The organism is Methylobacterium persicinum, assembly GCF_022179525.1.
GTDB lineage: Bacteria > Pseudomonadota > Alphaproteobacteria > Rhizobiales > Beijerinckiaceae > Methylobacterium > Methylobacterium persicinum.
The window spans coordinates 237,479-253,195 of the sequence record NZ_BPQX01000033.1 but is presented as its reverse complement, the minus strand read 5'-3'; the positions used below and the strand labels follow the sequence as shown (position 1 = coordinate 253,195).

Annotated in this window: 16 protein-coding genes; 10 read left to right on the top strand and 6 right to left on the bottom strand. The window is 66.7% G+C overall.

Annotated elements, in window-relative coordinates; all coding sequences use genetic code 11:
* The first annotated feature begins 355 nt into the window (after window positions 1-355).
* Window positions 356-1,990, top strand: coding sequence for an aminotransferase class I/II-fold pyridoxal phosphate-dependent enzyme (locus MFF22_RS15095; RefSeq protein ID WP_238249779.1), 1,635 nt, complete (start codon window positions 356-358; stop codon window positions 1,988-1,990).
* 89 nt (window positions 1,991-2,079) lie between these two features.
* On the opposite strand, the gene MFF22_RS15090 is transcribed toward MFF22_RS15095, so the two are convergent.
* From MFF22_RS15090 to MFF22_RS15075, 4 genes are all read right to left on the bottom strand, one after another.
* The gene (locus MFF22_RS15090) at window positions 2,080-2,178 is read right to left on the bottom strand and encodes a DUF2474 family protein (RefSeq protein ID WP_238249778.1); all 99 of its coding nucleotides are present in this window, start codon (window positions 2,176-2,178) and stop codon (window positions 2,080-2,082) included.
* Window positions 2,178-3,188, bottom strand: a complete 1,011-nt coding sequence (gene cydB / locus MFF22_RS15085; RefSeq protein WP_238249777.1) for a cytochrome d ubiquinol oxidase subunit II — start codon at window positions 3,186-3,188, stop codon at window positions 2,178-2,180. The genes MFF22_RS15090 and cydB overlap by 1 nt, the downstream gene beginning before the upstream one ends.
* A gap of 10 nt (window positions 3,189-3,198) precedes the next feature.
* Complete coding sequence (locus tag MFF22_RS15080) at window positions 3,199-4,602, bottom strand: cytochrome ubiquinol oxidase subunit I (RefSeq protein ID WP_238249776.1); 1,404 nt, start codon at window positions 4,600-4,602, stop codon at window positions 3,199-3,201.
* A 187-nt stretch (window positions 4,603-4,789) separates the two neighbouring features.
* Window positions 4,790-5,509: a cytochrome c biogenesis CcdA family protein gene (locus MFF22_RS15075; protein ID WP_238249775.1), complete on the bottom strand. Its 720-nt coding sequence runs from the start codon at window positions 5,507-5,509 to the stop codon at window positions 4,790-4,792.
* Between the two features lie 47 nt (window positions 5,510-5,556).
* Here MFF22_RS15075 and MFF22_RS15070 point away from each other — a divergent pair, with 47 nt between their 5' ends.
* From MFF22_RS15070 to MFF22_RS15045, 6 genes are all read left to right on the top strand, one after another.
* On the top strand, window positions 5,557-5,718 hold the full coding sequence (locus tag MFF22_RS15070; RefSeq protein ID WP_238249774.1) for a hypothetical protein: 162 nt from the start codon (window positions 5,557-5,559) through the stop codon (window positions 5,716-5,718).
* Window positions 5,719-5,953: 235 nt separating this feature from the next.
* The gene (locus MFF22_RS15065) at window positions 5,954-6,415 is read left to right on the top strand and encodes a GAF domain-containing protein (protein WP_238249773.1); all 462 of its coding nucleotides are present in this window, start codon (window positions 5,954-5,956) and stop codon (window positions 6,413-6,415) included.
* Window positions 6,416-6,433: 18 nt separating this feature from the next.
* Window positions 6,434-6,871, top strand: a complete 438-nt coding sequence (locus MFF22_RS15060; protein ID WP_238249772.1) for a GlcG/HbpS family heme-binding protein — start codon at window positions 6,434-6,436, stop codon at window positions 6,869-6,871.
* Window positions 6,871-8,463 carry a peptide ABC transporter substrate-binding protein gene (locus MFF22_RS15055; protein ID WP_238249771.1) on the top strand — a complete coding sequence of 531 codons (1,593 nt, stop codon included), beginning with the start codon at window positions 6,871-6,873 and terminating at the stop codon, window positions 8,461-8,463. Before MFF22_RS15060 ends, MFF22_RS15055 begins: the two co-directional genes overlap by 1 nt.
* Window positions 8,460-9,383: an ABC transporter permease gene (locus MFF22_RS15050; protein WP_238249770.1), complete on the top strand. Its 924-nt coding sequence runs from the start codon at window positions 8,460-8,462 to the stop codon at window positions 9,381-9,383. The genes MFF22_RS15055 and MFF22_RS15050 overlap by 4 nt, the downstream gene beginning before the upstream one ends.
* Window positions 9,380-10,474: an ABC transporter permease gene (locus MFF22_RS15045; protein ID WP_238249769.1), complete on the top strand. Its 1,095-nt coding sequence runs from the start codon at window positions 9,380-9,382 to the stop codon at window positions 10,472-10,474. Before MFF22_RS15050 ends, MFF22_RS15045 begins: the two co-directional genes overlap by 4 nt.
* A gap of 6 nt (window positions 10,475-10,480) precedes the next feature.
* Here MFF22_RS15045 and MFF22_RS15040 read toward each other — a convergent pair whose 3' ends face one another.
* Entirely contained in the window at window positions 10,481-11,437 is a 957-nt protein-coding gene (locus MFF22_RS15040; RefSeq protein WP_238249768.1) for a D-2-hydroxyacid dehydrogenase family protein, read from the bottom strand.
* Window positions 11,438-11,659: 222 nt separating this feature from the next.
* Here MFF22_RS15040 and MFF22_RS15035 point away from each other — a divergent pair, with 222 nt between their 5' ends.
* From MFF22_RS15035 to MFF22_RS15025, 3 genes are all read left to right on the top strand, one after another.
* A complete protein-coding gene (locus MFF22_RS15035) occupies window positions 11,660-12,676 on the top strand; it encodes a TRAP transporter substrate-binding protein (RefSeq protein ID WP_238249767.1) in 1,017 nt (338 codons plus the stop codon).
* 63 nt (window positions 12,677-12,739) lie between these two features.
* Entirely contained in the window at window positions 12,740-14,116 is a 1,377-nt protein-coding gene (locus tag MFF22_RS15030) for an FAD-binding oxidoreductase (RefSeq protein WP_238249766.1), read from the top strand.
* 11 nt (window positions 14,117-14,127) lie between these two features.
* Window positions 14,128-14,433, top strand: a complete 306-nt coding sequence (locus tag MFF22_RS15025; protein ID WP_238249765.1) for a DUF167 domain-containing protein — start codon at window positions 14,128-14,130, stop codon at window positions 14,431-14,433.
* Between the two features lie 184 nt (window positions 14,434-14,617).
* Here the strand turns inward: MFF22_RS15025 and kce are convergent, their stop codons facing one another.
* Complete coding sequence (gene kce / locus MFF22_RS15020) at window positions 14,618-15,547, bottom strand: 3,5-dioxohexanoate:acetyl-CoA acetone transferase (protein WP_238249764.1); 930 nt, start codon at window positions 15,545-15,547, stop codon at window positions 14,618-14,620.
* Between the last annotated feature and the right edge of the window lie 170 nt (window positions 15,548-15,717).

The following is a 15,717-nucleotide window of genomic DNA, read 5'->3' as shown; positions in this document are numbered from 1 at the left end:
TGGGAACCGCTGAAGAAAGGCAGGCGCACACTGCGCCCGTGGTCGCCTGTCTAAATTCGGGTTCACTGCCCGCGCGGGGGAACGGCGCTGAAGCGGACTTCACAATAACGTTCCTGCTCAGCCGCCGAACGATCGAATATTGAATGGGACGTCGGGATTTTTCACTATCGGGTGTCTCGTACTGTAGCCCGCATCACTGCAAAATGTCGCAGGTGGCGCGGCTAAGACGCCAGGAACGCGACGGCGGACGTGCGGTTGCTCAAGGCACAGCCAATCGCTGCTACTTTCATACATCTGGCCTCATGCAGTTTTCCGAAGACGCTCACACGGCATCGCGCGTCGATGCAGTCGGCATTTGGGGCGATCGGGGGCACCGTTTGCGACGGCATCCTTTCGATCATCGCCGGAACCCGGCGGTTTGCACATGACACGTCATGCCAGTCGACCGGCAGAGCCCCGCCGGCGGGACACGGCGATCGATACAAACGGGGGAGCGAAACAGAGCATGGACCAGTCGAACGCGCCGATCCTTGATGCCTTGGCGGCTGTCGAGCGGGGCAATATCGCGGGCTTCGGCGGCCCGGGTCATGACGAGGGGCGTGCCGCTTCGGCCGATGTGGTTGCCCTTCTCGTGAAGCAGGCCTTTCAAGCCGACGTACTGACGCCGAAGGGTCTCGACGACCGCACGGAATCCTTCGGTGTGATGCAGCAGGCCTATCGCCTCGCGGCCGAAGCCTGGGGTGCGGATCTCTGCCGATTCTCGACCGGCGGTTCGACACAGAGCATCCAGACCGCGATCGCGGCCGTCGCAGGCCCCGGCGACACGGTGCTGATCGCGGGCAATGCCCACAAGGCCGCGTTCAGCACAGCGGTCTTTGCCGGCGTCAATCTCGTGACGATCCCTCCGGTGATCGATCGCGAGCGTGACGTCGAGCACGGCACCGACCCCGAAACGCTCGCTCGCCTCCTCGACGCTCATCCCGCCGCGAAGGCGGCACTCGTCATCAGTCCCACCTTCTTCGGCGTGACCAGCGATATCCCGGCCCTCGCGGAGATCTGCCACGCGCGCGGCGTTCCTCTGATCGTCGATGCCGCCTGGGGAGCTGCCTATCCGTTCTGCGACCGCTTGCCGGAAAACCCGTTGCGCCAGGGCGCGGATGCCATGGTCGTCAGCGTGCACAAGACCATGGGCGCGTTGGCGCAGGGCTCGTTCATGCTGGTGACCGGCGATTTGATCGACCGTGAGCGGTTCGTGTGGGCGTTCGAGATGCTTCAGTGCACGAGCCCGTCCGTGCCGATCCTTGCGTCGCTCGACGCCACACGCCGTGCGCACGTCGCGGACGGCCAGCACCTCTGGGGGCGCGTGATCGACCTCGCCGCGTCGGTTCGCGACCGCTTGTCCGATCTCACTGACGTCGCGGTCTACGGCCGGGAGATGATCGGCGGCCCGGGTGCACACGACCTCGACCCCACCTTCCTGATCCTGGATGTGCGCAAGCTCGGCCTATCGGGCTACGAGGCGGACGAGTGGCTCCAGGCCGAACGCCGCGTGAGCGCTGTGCTTGGTGACCTGCGCCATATCGGCTTCAGTTTCTCGCTCGGTACGACCGAGCAGGATGCCAACCGCCTCGTCCAGGGCATCCGCGACCTCTTGGTCGCAGCCAAGGACGGTGACGACCGATTCCATCGCGTGCCCGACGATGCGCCGGGTTACGCATCCCTCCAGCCTGCGATGGCGTCGGCACCGGCGCTCCCACCCCCGCGGGCTGCCGCAGCGAAGTTCGACCGCGTGCCCTACGCGCACGCCGCGGGACGGATCGCGGGACAGTCAGTGGCGATCGTGCCCCCCGCCATCCCACGGTTGCTGCCGGGCCAAGCCATCACCCCCGCCCATGTGGCATTCCTCCAGGCAAACCTTGAAGCCGGTGCCTTCATCCTCGACCCGGACGAGCATGGCGACGGACTGATCCGCGTCGTGCGCGAGGCCTGAGATCCCTTCTTCGGATGGCCCGCTGAAAAGTGATGTTTGTCGATGCCGATTCGACGACGGAGTTCGACGTTGCCAGAGCTCGCGCTGGGTCAGACGGCCTTCAGCAGCCATCGCAAGGGGAGGGCGAGCGCCGTCAGGCTCGCGACGCTCATCGCCCAGAGCAGGACGAACCAGCCGAGCTTGCGCATCAGTGGTACCCGGCATCGGCTGTGACCTTTCCGCGGAACAGCCAGTAGACATAGGCGGTGTAGGCCAGCACCAGCGGGATCAGCACCGCCGCGCCATAGAGCAGGAACGCCTGGGATTTCGGATGCGTCGCCGCCTGCCAGATGGTGACGCTCGGCGGCACGATGTGCGGCCACATGCTGATTCCGAGGCCAATATACGACAGAAGGAAGATACCCAGGGCACAGAGGAAGGGAGAAATCTCTTCCCTGCGCTCCAGGGCATGGGCGAACCGCCACGCCAGGAGGCCGACGAGGATCGGCACCGGTGCCCCGATGAGCATCCCGGGCAAGCCGAGCCAGCGATCGCGGAAAGGCACGCTGACGGCGAGCATCGTCGCCGAGATGAGGGCGATGAGAAGAAGCGTTGCGATCGCGAGAGGCTTGGCGAGGCGGTAGGCCCGGATCTGCAACTCGCCGCTCGTCTTCCAGATCAGCCAGCACGCGCCCAGCAGGCCATAGCCCACCACCAGGGACAGCCCGGTGATCAGGGAGAAGGGCGTCAGCCAGTCCCACCAGCCGCCGGCATAGGCGCGGCCCTCGATTCTGATGCCTTGAACGAAGGCGCCCAGCGCGATGCCCTGGCAGAAGGCCGCGACGTAGCTCCCCCAGGAGAAGGCCCGGTCCCACCAGAGCTGGCCCCGGGGCGTGACCATCCGGAAGCGCATCTCGAACGCCACGCCCCGGAACACCAGCGCGAGCAGCATCAGGATGAGCGGCATGTACAAGGCGGGCAGGATCGTGGCGTAGGCCAACGGGAAGACGGCGAAGAGCCCGCCGCCCCCGAGCACGAGCCAGGTCTCGTTGCCGTCCCAGACGGGGGCGACCGAATTCACCATGACATCCCGCTCGGCTTTGCCGCGCACCGCGGGAAACAGGATCCCGAGGCCAAGATCGAACCCGTCCATGGCCACGTAGAGGAACACGGCCGTGGCGATCAGCAAGGCCCAGATCAGGGTGAGGTCGAGCTCCATCGACGCCTCCTCATTCGGCCGCGAGTGCGGGCGCGGGGGTGATGCCCGCAGTCCGGACCGGCTGTCCGATGGGCGGCCCGGCCTCGTGCGGCCTTGGCGTCTGATTGAACAGGCGCAGCAGGTACCAGATGCCCGCCCCGAAGACGACGAAGTAGACCAGGGCGAAGGCCGCGAGCGAAGCGGCGACGGCGGGGGCTGCGATGGGCGAGTGACTCTCCGCCGTGCGCAACAGCCCATAGACCGTGAAAGGCTGGCGACCGGCTTCGGTCACCACCCAACCGGCCGTCACCGCCATCAGCCCGGACGGCCCCATCGCGACGGCGAAGCGATGCAGCCACGGCGCTTCGAAAAGCTGCCCCCGGAAGCGGAGATACAGCGACCACAGGCCGAGGCCGATCATTAGGAGGCCGAGCCCCACCATCGCCCGGAAAGCCCAGAACACCAGCGGAAGGTTTGTGGGCCACGTATCCCGCGGAAGATCCTTCAGCCCGGTGATCTTCGCATCGAGATCATGGGCGAGGTAGAGGCTGGCGAGGCCGGGAATGCCGATCTCGTAGCGGGTCTCAGCCGCCTGCGCATCCGGCCAGCCGAACAGGATCGATGGGGCGCGGGTGACGCTATCGAAGTGGCCTTCCATCGCCGCGACTTTGGCGGGCTGGTGATGGTAGGTATTGCCGCCGTGAAGATCGCCGAGCACGAGCTGCACGGGGGCGACGAGGGCCGCCATCCACATCGCCATCGAGAACATCAGGCGGGCACGGGGGTTGGTGCGGTCGCGGAGCAGGTGCCACGCTCCGACGGCGCCCACGATCATCGCCGTCGTCAGGTAGGCGGCAGTGACGGTGTGGGCGAAGCGATAGGGGAAGGAGGGGTTGAAGATCACCCCCCACCAGCTCTCCGGCACGAAGCGTCCGTCCGGGTCAACGACGTAACTGGCCGGGGTCTGCATCCAGGAATTGGCCGACAGTATCCAGAACGCCGACAACAGCGTGCCCCCTGCCACGAGGGAGGTCGCCAGGAAGTGAAGCCGCGGCCCCACCCGCTCGAGCCCGAACAGCATCACGCCGAGGAAGCCTGCTTCCAGGAAGAAGGCGGTGAGGACCTCATATCCGAGGAGCGGCCCCAGCACCGGGGCGGTCTTGTCCGAAAAGACCGACCAGTTGGTGCCGAATTGATAGCTCATCACCAGCCCCGACACGACACCCATGGCGAAGGCGACAGCGAAGATCTTCAGCCAGTAGCGGTAGGTATCGAGGAAGACGTCCCGGTCCGTGGCGAGCCAGAACGCCTCCAGCACGGCAAGATAGCTGGCAAGACCGATGGTGAAGGCCGGGAACAGGAAGTGCCAGACGACGGTGAAGGCAAACTGACTGCGGGCGAGATCGATGGCGCTCGGGAGATGATCGGCCAGCATCGGAACGCTCCCCGTGGCGGATGGCCGGGGGAAGGCCGGACCGGCCGACTCAGCGACGCATCTCCCGCGATCCTTAAGCCGCGTATCAGGCGCGTCAATGTCTCACGAAGATTGCGAAATTCGCCGAAATCGGCGCGAGAATATTAGCAAAAGTTGTATTGACCCGACTTTGATACGGGGACGGCTGTCACAGGCGTGTCGTGAGAGTCGTAAGCCAGTCCGGAGATGCCTCGACCAAAGCGGCCTCGGCGGTCTTATCGAGGCCGGTCGCGATCATGAAACCCGTACAAATGAGAATCAGGCCGAGGGCGGCCTTCATCCCCTTGCCGGCGCCCATCATGCGGTCGCGCCAACGCATCAGCAATTCGCGGGATAAGGTCCCGAGCAGAAGGAGCGGCAGAGCCGCTCCAAGGCCGAAGAGCAGCATCGTCAGCCCCACCACCCCGAGGTCCCGCCCCTGCGAGGCGAGGAGCGAGGCGGCGCCCAATGTCGGCCCGACGCAGGGGCTCCACACCGCGCCGAGGAGCAGCCCCACGCCGAACTGACCGGGCAGACCTGCGGTCGAGAAGCCGCCGAAGCGACGTTCGGTCCAGTCGCTCACCGGTCCCGCGGCGGCGGCCAACCGGGTCTGGGCGACCGGGAGCATCAGCACGAGTCCGACGAGGATCAGCATGATGGCCGCGCCCGTCCGGAAGAGGCCGGCATCCAGACCAATGGCGAAACCGATCGTTGCCACGAACAGGCCGATGGCCACGAAGGACAGGGCGAGCCCCGCGGCCAGGGCAGCCGGGCCGAGCCGATGCTCGGACGCCGCCGCGCCGAGCACCAGCGGCAGAAGCGGCAATACGCAAGGCGAAAGCACCGAAAGGATGCCCGCGACGAAAGCGAGGCCGAAGGTTGCGATCATATCCTGCCGTTACGGAATTTGGTTCAGCGGAGCTTCCTTGCCCCGGCATGTTGCACGAGGCTGGCAAACCGTTGAAGCGTCAATCACGCCGCGGCATGCGCGGCGAGGTGATCGGTGTTGATCATCGGATCGCGATTGAGCCCGATGCGTACGCCGTCCCGCAAACTTTTGCGACCATCGCCGATGGGATCAGGGGAACGCTGCTTTAGGTAATGATACCCATATAATTGAATATCAGGCGCATCCTTCGTGCGGTTTTTAACGGGTGTGTCGCGGGCGCGACGACGAGCGACGCACCGTGGCGATAGCTTAGCCGTGGAACGGGTTTGACGCATTCCGGCTTTATGGACTGTAGATGTGCGAGGGTCGTGAGATCCCTTGCAGCGATGGTTCATCGCGAGTTTCTCAATGTTGCTGACAATCGATTGCGAAGATGACCAGGGGATGAGGTTGGCTGTAGCCGCGAAGCGGCTAGCGGCTGCGCGCTCCATCGACGAAGTGGCCGCCGTCCTGTGTGATACCGCCCGCGACATCGTGGGGTCGGATGGAATCGCCGTGGTCCTCCGCGTGGATGGCGTCTGCCATTATGTCGCCGAGGATGCGATCGAGCCCCTTTGGCGGGGCGCCCGTTTCCCAATGACCGAGTGCGTCTCCGGCTGGGCAATGCTGAACCGGGAGTCGGTGGTCATTCCCGATCTCGAGGGCGACCCCCGCGTTCCCCAGATCGCCTATCACCGGACGTCCATGCGCAGCCTTGCCATGGTGCCGATGGGCGCACCGGAACCGGTGGCCGCCCTGGGCGCCTATTGGTGTGCCTATGTCGAACCGGACCATGCTACGGTCAGGCGATTGGAAGTTCTGGCGCAGGTCGCCGGGGCTGCCTTCTCCCGCCTGTCGCAGACCTAGTTCCGGAATCCCGAGCCGATGATCGACCTCTCCCTCGATGCCGCCCGCACCATCGTGGCCAAAGCCCTAGCCACGGCGCGGGAACATGGGCTGAAGCCTATGGCGGTGGTCGTGTACGATGCGCGCGGCGCGCTGAAATGCGTGGAGGTCGAGGACGGGACCTCCCTCCGCCGCGCGGAGATCGCCTGCGGCAAGGCGAATGGCGCGTTAGCCCTCGGCCTGGGCACGCGGGCGCTCCATGCCCGCGCAGAGGCCCAACCCTACTTCATCGCGGCCGTCAGCCATGTCGCAGGACCCGCGGCCCTGGTGCCGGTGCCCGGCGGCGTGCTCGTCCGATCGGCCGAGGGGCGGCTGCTTGGCGCCGTCGGCATCTCGGGCGATACCTCCGACAACGACGAGATCTGCGCCGTGGCCGGCATCGAAGCCGCGGGGCTCAAGGCCGAGACCGGCGCCTGATGCGCCTGCGGCGGCGGGACTGGCTCGCCGGCTCCACCGCACTCGCCCTGTACGGCCCGGCCGCCGCCGCGGCGGATACCCTGTACCGCCGGGGCAACGATGCCGATCCTGAAACGCTCGATCCGCATAAGTCCTCGACGGTCGCGGAGGCGCATCTGCTGCGCGACCTCTGCGACGGGCTTCTCACCTACGACAACCGCGGCGCCATCGTGTCTGGCGCAGCGAAGGACTGGTCCGCCTCGGCCGATGGCATGACCTACCGCTTCACCCTGCGGCCGGACGGCCGCTGGTCAAACGGTGACGCCGTCACAGCGGACGACTTCGTCTTCTCCCTTCGACGGATCATGGATCCGGCGACGGGGGCCAAGTACGCCGAAGTTCTCTATCCAATTGCCGGGGCTGCAGCCGTGAACCGCGGTGAGAGGCCGGTCGTGAACCTGGGTGTCGCCGCCCTCGATCCCGCCACCGTGGAGATCCGTCTTGAACAGCCGACACCCTATTTCCTCGAACTCCTGACCCACCAGACGGCGGCGCCCGTCCACGCTGCCTCCATCGCCCGTTACGGCGAGGCCTTCACGAGGCCGGGCAACCTCGTCACGAACGGTCCCTACCGGCTCGTGGATCGCGTTCCGGGCGACCGGATTCTGCTGGAGGTCAATCCCCATCACCCGGATGCGGGTTCGGTGGCGATTAGCCGGATCGCCTATGTGCCCACTCCAGATCTCTCGGGGGCCGTCCGCCGCTATGCCGCCGGCGAGATCGATTCCCTGTCCGACCTGCCGGGCGACCAGATGGATACCCTGCGCGCGCGGTTCGGTACGCAGGTGGTGCTCGGGCCGGCGCTCGGCCTTGCGGCGCTTGCCCTCAACACGCGCAAGCGGCCGTTCACGGATGTCCGCGTGCGGCGCGCGTTATCCCTGGTGATCGACCGGGAATACCTCGCTGAAGCGATCTTCGGCGGCACGATGAGCCCGGCCTACTCCCTCTGCCCGGACGGCCTCGACCATTACCGCACGCCCCCCGAAATCGAGGGGCGCAAGGGTCTTCCCATCGACCATGAGGAGGAGGCGAGGGGGTTGCTCGCGGCAGCGGGCTACGATCCGAAGACCAATCCGCTTCACGTCGAGTATCGCTTCAACATGAGCGACAATAACCGCAATACGGCGGTGGCGCTTGCGGAGATGTGGCGCGATCTCGGCGTCGTCACCCGTTTCGTCTACACGGATGCAAAGACGCATTTCGCCTATCTCCGCGACGGGGGTGATTTCGATATCGCTCGGATGTCGTGGGTGGCCGACTATTCGGACCCGCAGAATTTTCTTTTCCTGCTCCAGACCGGCAATGACGGGTTCAATGCCGGGCACTGGTCGGATGCGGAATACGACCGGCTCCTGGCCGAGGCTGCCCGGGAAATGGATCTGACACGGCGCGCCAACCTTCTCTACGCCGCTGAAGCGATCGCCTTGCGCGAGCTGCCCTGGATTCCGCTGATGCACTACCGAACGAAGGCGCTCATCGCCCCGCGGCTTCGTGGCTACCATCCCAACCTTCGGAACGCGGCACCCACCCGCTACCTGAGCCTCGTCGCGTGATCGGGCTTGTCCTGCGGCGGTTGGGGCAAGGTGTGCCGACTTTGTTGGCCGTCGTCGCCGTGAGCTTCTTCCTCATGCGCCTCGCGCCCGGTGGGCCGTTCGATCTCGAGCGGCCCCTCTCTCCGGCGGCGATGGAGAATCTGCGGAAGGTCTATGGTCTCGACAGGCCGCTCATCGTGCAGTTCGGCAGCTACCTCGCCTCCCTGATAAGGGGGGATCTCGGACCCTCCTTCTCGTTCCGGGACATGACTGTGGCGGGGCTGATCGGCCGTGGTTTACCCGTCTCAGCGACCCTTGGAGTGCTGGCGCTCGCCGTCTCCTGCTGTCTCGGCATCGGCTTGGGCTGCGCCGCCGCCCTGCGTCGGGGCGGATGGATCGACCGCGCCATCGGTCTGTCCGCCGCGCTCACACTGTCCTTGCCGAGCTTCGTTGTCGCCCCGCTGCTTCAGATCGCCTTTGGGCTGACCCTTCGATGGCTTCCCCTGAGCGGCTGGGAGGACGGCGACCCGCGCCACCTCGTGCTGCCCGTCGCCACCCTCGCCCTGCCGCAGGTCGGCGCCCTGGCGCGGCTGACCCGCGCCTCCCTCGGGGAAGTGCTTCGCACCCAGCCGATCCGGACCATGCGCGCGTTCGGACTCCCGCCAGGCCGGGTTGTTAGACACGCGCTCCGGGGCGCCCTCTTGCCCGTGGTGGCCTATCTCGGACCGCTCGCCGCCGCCCTTCTCACCGGGTCGGTCGTCGTCGAAACGATCTTCGGACTGCCCGGGATCGGGCGCTATTTCGTCGAGGGCGCGCTCAATCGGGACTACACTTTGGTCATGGGCGTGGTGCTGCTGGTGGCGGCCCTCGTCATCGTCCTGAACCTCGCCGCCGACCTCGCCTGCGCATGGCTCGATCCACGCCTGCGGACGGACGCATGAGCGGGCAGGGCGGGCCCGGGCGGCAGTTCCTCGGGCGATTGGTGCGCGAGCGTGGAGCGATAACGGCCCTCGTCGTCCTGACGCTCCTTGCGGCGGCCTGCCTCGTCGGCCCTGCCCTGACGGGTCATGCGCCGGACCGCTTCTATCCCGACCTCCGCCAGTTGCCGGCCGGGCTGACACCGCAGCCGGATGCGGCGCATCTCACACCCGCCCTGAACCGCATCGCGTTCCGCATGCGTGCCCGGGTGGTCGCGGCGGATCGCGTCGGCGATAATCTGCGGCTCGTCCTTGCCGCGGACCAGCCCATCGACCGGCGCAGCCTCGTCTACCTGCCGCGATCCGACCTGTTCGGCCCGGCCGTCGTCGCGGCAAATGAGGACGACGGGCGGCGCCTGACCCTCGAAGTTGCGGTGAAGCGGCTCCGCTTCCTCCTCGGCACCGATATCCACGGGCGCGATCTGCTGACGCGTAGCCTCGTGGCCGGGCGCATCTCCCTGGCGGTCGGACTGACGGCGACGGCGGTGGCCCTCCTGATCGGCGTCACCTACGGAGCGGTGGCCGGCTTCGCGGGCGGGGCCGTCGATGCGGCGATGATGCGGGTGGTGGACGCGCTCTACGCGCTGCCCTTCGTCTTCTTCGTCATCAAGCTGCTGGTGTTCTTCCGGGCGAGCCTCGTCCTGATGCTGCTTGCCATCGCCGCCGTCGAATGGCTCGACATGGCGCGGATCGTCCGGGCGCAGACCCTATCCCTGCGTGAACGCGACTTCGTTCGCGCCGCGCGCGCCCTCGGCCTCCCCGCCGCGGGAATCATCCGGCGGCACGTGGTGCCGAACACCCTTGGGCCAGTGGCGGTGGCGGCGACGCTCCTCGTGCCGCGGGTCATCCTGCTCGAGAGCTTTCTGTCGTTCCTCGGGCTCGGCGTGCAGGAGCCCGAGACGAGCTGGGGCGTGTTGATCGCCGAGGGGGCGCGGGCCATCGAGGCGGCGCCCCACATGCTCGCAGCGCCGGCCACGTTCCTGATCGCCACGTTGGTCTGCCTGAACCTGCTGGGCGACGGCCTCACCGACGCCCTCGACCCGCGGGCCGGTTGAAGGCGCTCAGCCCAACAAGCGGACAGGCGCCCCGGCAAGCCAGGCCTCGATATCTTCCACCGCCTGCGTGAAGAAGCGCGTGTAGTTCGCCCGCGAGACGTAGCCGAGGTGGGGCAGGGCAAGGACGTTCGGCAGGCGGCGGAACGGGCTGTCTGCGGGCAGCGGCTCGGTTTCAAACACGTCGAGGCCGGCGCCGGCGATCCAGCCCTCCTCCAACGCCCGCAGAAGCGCGGACTGATCCACGAGCCCGGCGCGGGACGTGTTGACGAGGTACGCGCTCGGCCGCATCCGCCGCAGCTCATCCTCGCCGACGATACTTCGGCTGCGGTCGCTCAGGACGAGGTGAAGCGTCAGGAAATCCGCCGCCTCGAACAAAGCGTCCTTCGACGGCGCCAACGCCACCCCGGCCTCCTCAGCTTGTCCGGCGGTGAGGTTCTGACTCCAAGCGACGACATTCATCCCGAACGCGCGCCCGGCCTGCGCGACGCGCGCTCCGATTTTGCCGAGGCCGAGGATGCCGAGGGTTGCCCCCGACAAGTCGGCGCCGATGGTGCTCTGCCACGGCCCGCCGCCACGCAGGTTCGCGACCTCCAAGGGCAGGTGACGGGCAAGGCCGAGGATCAGCGCCCAGGTCAGCTCCGTGGGCGGCGTCGGGCTCGAATCGGTGCCGCAGACGGTGATGCCCCGGGCACGCGCGGCCGCAAGGTCGATGGACGCGTTGCGCATGCCGCTGGTGACGAGCAGCTTCAACCGCGGCAACCGTTCCAGCAAAGCGGCGGGGAAGGGCGTGCGCTCCCGCATGATGACCAGGATCTCAGCATCCGTGAGGCGCGCCACCAGGGCGTCGCGGTCGGGAATATGCTCCGTCACCGTACCGACGGCGACGCGCCCGGCGAGGCGCGTCCACTCCGCCAGCCCGAGCGCGGCATTCTGGTAGTCGTCCAGGATCAGACAGTTCTGCATCTTCAGCGTGGCTTCGGCCCGGCGGCGAGATCCGCAGGTTGAGCGTGGCCCGATCCAGGGCCGCTGACAACCGCGCCGCCACTGGTCCACCGACGCTCAAGATGCATTGACACGACCTTGGCCGCGACTATCGATGGCGGTGCATACAAAATCCGCGGGGCCAACCCGTGGGTGACGAGGAAATGCCGGGCCCGAGGGGCCCCGACCGGGAAGGCGTTCGCCATGCTCTTTACCCGCCGCCGCCTGCTGTCGGCCGGTTCCACCCTGGTGGTCGCTGGTGTCGCGTCGCCCCATGTCGCCAGGGCACAACGGGCCGAGTTTACCTATAAATACGCGAATAACCTGCCCGACACGCACCCGATGAATGTGCGCGCCCGGGAAATGGCCGATGCCCTCCGCACGGAGAGCGGCGGCCGCTTCGATCTGAAGGTCTTCCCCTCCAGCCAGCTCGGGTCCGACACGGATACGTTGAGCCAGCTGCGCAACGGCGGCGTCGAATTCTTCACGATGTCGCCGCTGATCCTGTCCACCCTGGTGCCGAACGCCTCGATCAACGGCATCGGCTACGCCTTTCCCGACTACGACAAGGTCTGGGCGGCGATGGACGGTGAACTCGGGGCCTGGGTCCGGGGCCAGATCGCCAAGGCGAACCTCGTCGCTATGGAGAAGATCTGGGACAACGGCTACCGCCAGACGACCTCGTCGACGCGGCCCATCGCGATGCCGGACGACTTCAAGGGCTTTAAGATCCGGGTGCCGGTGTCGCCGCTCTGGACATCGATGTTCAAGGCGTTCGACGCGGCGCCGACTTCGATCAACTTGAACGAGACCTATTCGGCACTGCAGACCAAGATCGTCGAGGGCCAGGAAAACCCCCTCGCGGTCATCTCCACGACCAAGTTCTACGAAGTGCAGAAATACTGTTCGCTCACGAACCACATGTGGGACGGATACTGGTTCCTTGCGAATCGCCGGGCCTTCGAGCGTCTGCCCCCGGACCTTCGGGACATGGTGACGAAGCACATCAATGCCGCCGGGATGAAAGAGCGCGAAGACGTCGCCAAGTTGAACGCGAGCCTGCAGGACGACCTGACCAAGAACGGCATGGTCTTCAACAAGCCGGACCCCGCCCCCTTCCGTGACAAGCTGCGGAAGGCCGGCTTCTACAACGATTGGAAGGGCCGCTACGGCGAAGAAGGTTGGTCGATCCTGGAGAAATATACCGGCAAACTCGCCTGACCTCCGGCGCGGGACGGCTGGACCCGGGGGACGGAGCGACGCGGCAGTGATATCCGAAGCATCATGAGCGATAGACCCTCAACCGCGATCCTTGACCGTCTCTCCGCCATCGTCGGGCCCTCCGGCCTCGTGACCGGGGAGGAGCTGCGTTCCCGGCCGGCGGCCTGGACGCGGCCGGCCGAGCCCTGTGCGGCCCTCGCCCTCGTGCGCCCGCGGGACACGGAAGAGACCAGCCGGGTAATGACCGCCTGCGCCGAGGCGAGCGTCACCATCGTGCCCCGGGGTGGCGCCACCGGCCTCGTGGACGGGATTCTCTGCGCCCCCGATCAGATCACCCTCTCGACTGAGCGGATGACGACCATCGAGCCGGCCGATCCCCTGGCCATGACGATGGTGGCGGGCAGCGGCGCCACCATCGAAGCGGTGCAGGATGCGGCCCGGAATGCCGGCCTGTTCTTTCCCCTCGATCTGGGGGCCCGCGGCTCTGCGACGGTGGGCGGCACCATATCGACCAATGCGGGCGGCCTGCGCGTCCTCCGCTACGGGATGATGCGCGACATAGTCCTCGGCCTCGAAGCCGTGTTGGCAGACGGGACGGTGGTGTCGTCCATGCGCCCGCTCATCAAGAACAACACCGGTCTCGATCTGAAGCAGCTCTTTCTGGGGACCGAAGGGACGCTGGGGATCGTGACCAGGGCCGTCCTGCGCCTCCGGCCGGAGCCGGTCGGTTACGCCACAGCCCTCGTCGGTTGCCCCGGCGTAGACGAAGGCGCCCGGCTGCTCCGGGCGGCGCAAGCGGCCTTCCAGGGGCGGGTGTCGTCCTTCGAGGGGCTGTGGCCCGACTTCTACCGGCTCATGACCAAGCCCGGCCGGGCGACGCCGCCGCTTAAGCCCGACTACGCGTTCTATGCCATCATCGAAATGGAGTGCCTTCCGGAGGAAACCGACAGGTTCGTCGATGTGCTCGATAGGCTGATGGGCGAGGGTACCGTTCTCGACGCGGCGCTAGCCTCATCGGAAGATCAGCGGCAGGCGATGTGGCGCATCCGCGACCGGGTGGAGAACATGAACGCCGATGGCCTCGTCCGTGCCTTCGACGTGAGTGTCCCGCTCGACCGGATGGACGGCTATGTGAGAGGCGCTCTAGCGCGCCTCAACGCCATCCCGGACTGCCGGGCGGTGGTCTATGGACATATCGGCGACAACAACCTCCACTGGAACACGACACGCCTCGACGCCGCCGGCAACGCTGCCATCGACGCGGCGATCTACGAGCCTCTGGCCGAGTTGAAGGGCTCCGTCTCGGCTGAGCACGGCATCGGGCTGGAGAAGCGGGGCAAGCTTCCCCTTTCGCGTTCGCCTGCGGAACTTGCGACCATGCGGCTGGTCAAGCGCGCCCTGGACCCGGATAACCGGCTGAATCCGGGCAAGATCTTCTGAAGGGACTGGCGGTGGCGAAAGCTCCTGCGGCGGCGCCTGCCGCCCGCCTCACCGTGCGCCTGACGCCGAAGGGCGGGCGGGATGCCGTGGAAGGCTGGATCCGCGATGCGGACGGCGCTCCATGCCTCAAGGTCCGCGTATCTTCGCCCCCGGTCGAAGGTGCGGCGAACGAGGCCCTCGAACGGTTGATCGCCGCAACGCTCAGGGTTCCGGCCAGCGCAGTGCGGATCGTCGCCGGCCATCAGGCGCGGGTGAAACGCTTGGAGATCGTCGGCGCGGACGAGGAGGACTTCACCCGGGCGTTCGGAACGCCCTAACGGCTGATTGGGCCTCCCCAGGAAACACCCTCCGCCGGCTTTGCGAGCGCTGCAAAGCAACCCAGGGCGGCGGCGCTTGCCCGCGTGTGGCGGATCCCTGGATTGCTTCGCTTTGCTCGCAAAGCCGGGAGACCCGGCATGATCCGAATGTCCCTAAAAACGCCCTACCAACGGTTGGCTCGGATTAGAAACCCACCTTGTCCCCGCCCTTCAGGGACAGCATCTCCCGGGCCTCGTCAGGGCTCGCGATCGCAAGGCCCAATCCTTCGATGATGCTGCGCACCCGCCGCACCTGAGCGGCGTTGGTCTCGGCGAGCTTGCCGGGCCCGTCCCACAGGCTGTCTTCCAGCCCGACCCGGACGTTGCCGCCCATTGCCGCCGCCATCGCGGCTATCGTCATCTGGTTGCGGCCTGCGCCGAGCACCGACCAGCGATAGTGATCGCCGAAAAGCCGGTCGGCGGTGCGTTTCATGTGCATCACGTCGTCCGGATGGGCGCCGATGCCGCCCTGGAGCCCGAAGACGGTCTGGATGAACAGGGGCGCCTGCACGAGGCCGCGGTCGAAAAAGTACTTCAGATTGTAGAGGTGGGCTGTGTCATAGCATTCGAACTCGAACCGCGTCCCGTTGGGGCCGCAGGTCGTGAGGATGTGCTCGATCTGCCCGAACGTGTTGCGGAAGATGATGTCCTTGTTGCCGAGGTAATCGCGCTCCCATTGGTGCTTCAGATCCTTGAACCGGTCCAGCATGCCGAAGAGGCCGAAGTTCATCGATCCGAGATTGAGCGAGGCCACCTCCGGCTTGAAGGTGGCGGCTGGGCGGACCCGCTCCTCGATGGACATGGTCGGCGCGCCGCCGGTCGTGAGGTTCACGACGCAGTTGGACCGCTGCTTGATCACCGGCAGGAACTTGGCGAACGCCTCCGGTGTCTGGTCCGGGCGTCCATCCTGCGGGTCGCGGGCGTGAAGATGGACGATGGCTGCCCCAGCTTCCGCCGCACCAATGGCCGCATCGGCGATTTCTTCGGGCGACACGGGCAGATATGGCGACATGCTGGGCGTGTGGATCGCCCCCGTCACTGCACAGGTGATGATGACTTTGCGTTGCGTCGCCATGTTCGATCCTACTGCTGGGTCCACCTTCCCGGTCATACTATCGGCCGCGCACCTGCGCCGGACCACCCCTGCTGAGGCCGTTTTCCGAGACGGAGATGCCGGATGCTCTCCTGCGCGGGAACCATTGCCGCCCCCTGCGCGATACCGGAGCCTTCCCGCAGCCATTGCCA

Bases quoted from the DNA above. Each gene is read 5' to 3' on its own strand.
- MFF22_RS15040 (WP_238249768.1), bottom strand. From the start codon at position 11,437: ATGCAGAACTGTCTGATCCTGGACGACTACCAGAATGCCGCGCTCGGG.
- MFF22_RS15035 (WP_238249767.1), top strand. From the start codon at position 11,660: ATGCTCTTTACCCGCCGCCGCCTGCTGTCGGCCGGTTCCACCCTGGTG.
- MFF22_RS15030 (WP_238249766.1), top strand. From the start codon at position 12,740: ATGAGCGATAGACCCTCAACCGCGATCCTTGACCGTCTCTCCGCCATC.
- MFF22_RS15065 (WP_238249773.1), top strand. From the start codon at position 5,954: ATGAGGTTGGCTGTAGCCGCGAAGCGGCTAGCGGCTGCGCGCTCCATC.
- MFF22_RS15055 (WP_238249771.1), top strand. From the start codon at position 6,871: ATGCGCCTGCGGCGGCGGGACTGGCTCGCCGGCTCCACCGCACTCGCC.
- kce (WP_238249764.1), bottom strand. From the start codon at position 15,547: ATGGCGACGCAACGCAAAGTCATCATCACCTGTGCAGTGACGGGGGCG.
- MFF22_RS15045 (WP_238249769.1), top strand. From the start codon at position 9,380: ATGAGCGGGCAGGGCGGGCCCGGGCGGCAGTTCCTCGGGCGATTGGTG.
- MFF22_RS15060 (WP_238249772.1), top strand. From the start codon at position 6,434: ATGATCGACCTCTCCCTCGATGCCGCCCGCACCATCGTGGCCAAAGCC.
- MFF22_RS15090 (WP_238249778.1), bottom strand. From the start codon at position 2,178: ATGCGCAAGCTCGGCTGGTTCGTCCTGCTCTGGGCGATGAGCGTCGCG.
- MFF22_RS15080 (WP_238249776.1), bottom strand. From the start codon at position 4,602: ATGCTGGCCGATCATCTCCCGAGCGCCATCGATCTCGCCCGCAGTCAG.
- MFF22_RS15075 (WP_238249775.1), bottom strand. From the start codon at position 5,509: ATGATCGCAACCTTCGGCCTCGCTTTCGTCGCGGGCATCCTTTCGGTG.
- MFF22_RS15070 (WP_238249774.1), top strand. From the start codon at position 5,557: ATGTTGCACGAGGCTGGCAAACCGTTGAAGCGTCAATCACGCCGCGGC.
- cydB (WP_238249777.1), bottom strand. From the start codon at position 3,188: ATGGAGCTCGACCTCACCCTGATCTGGGCCTTGCTGATCGCCACGGCC.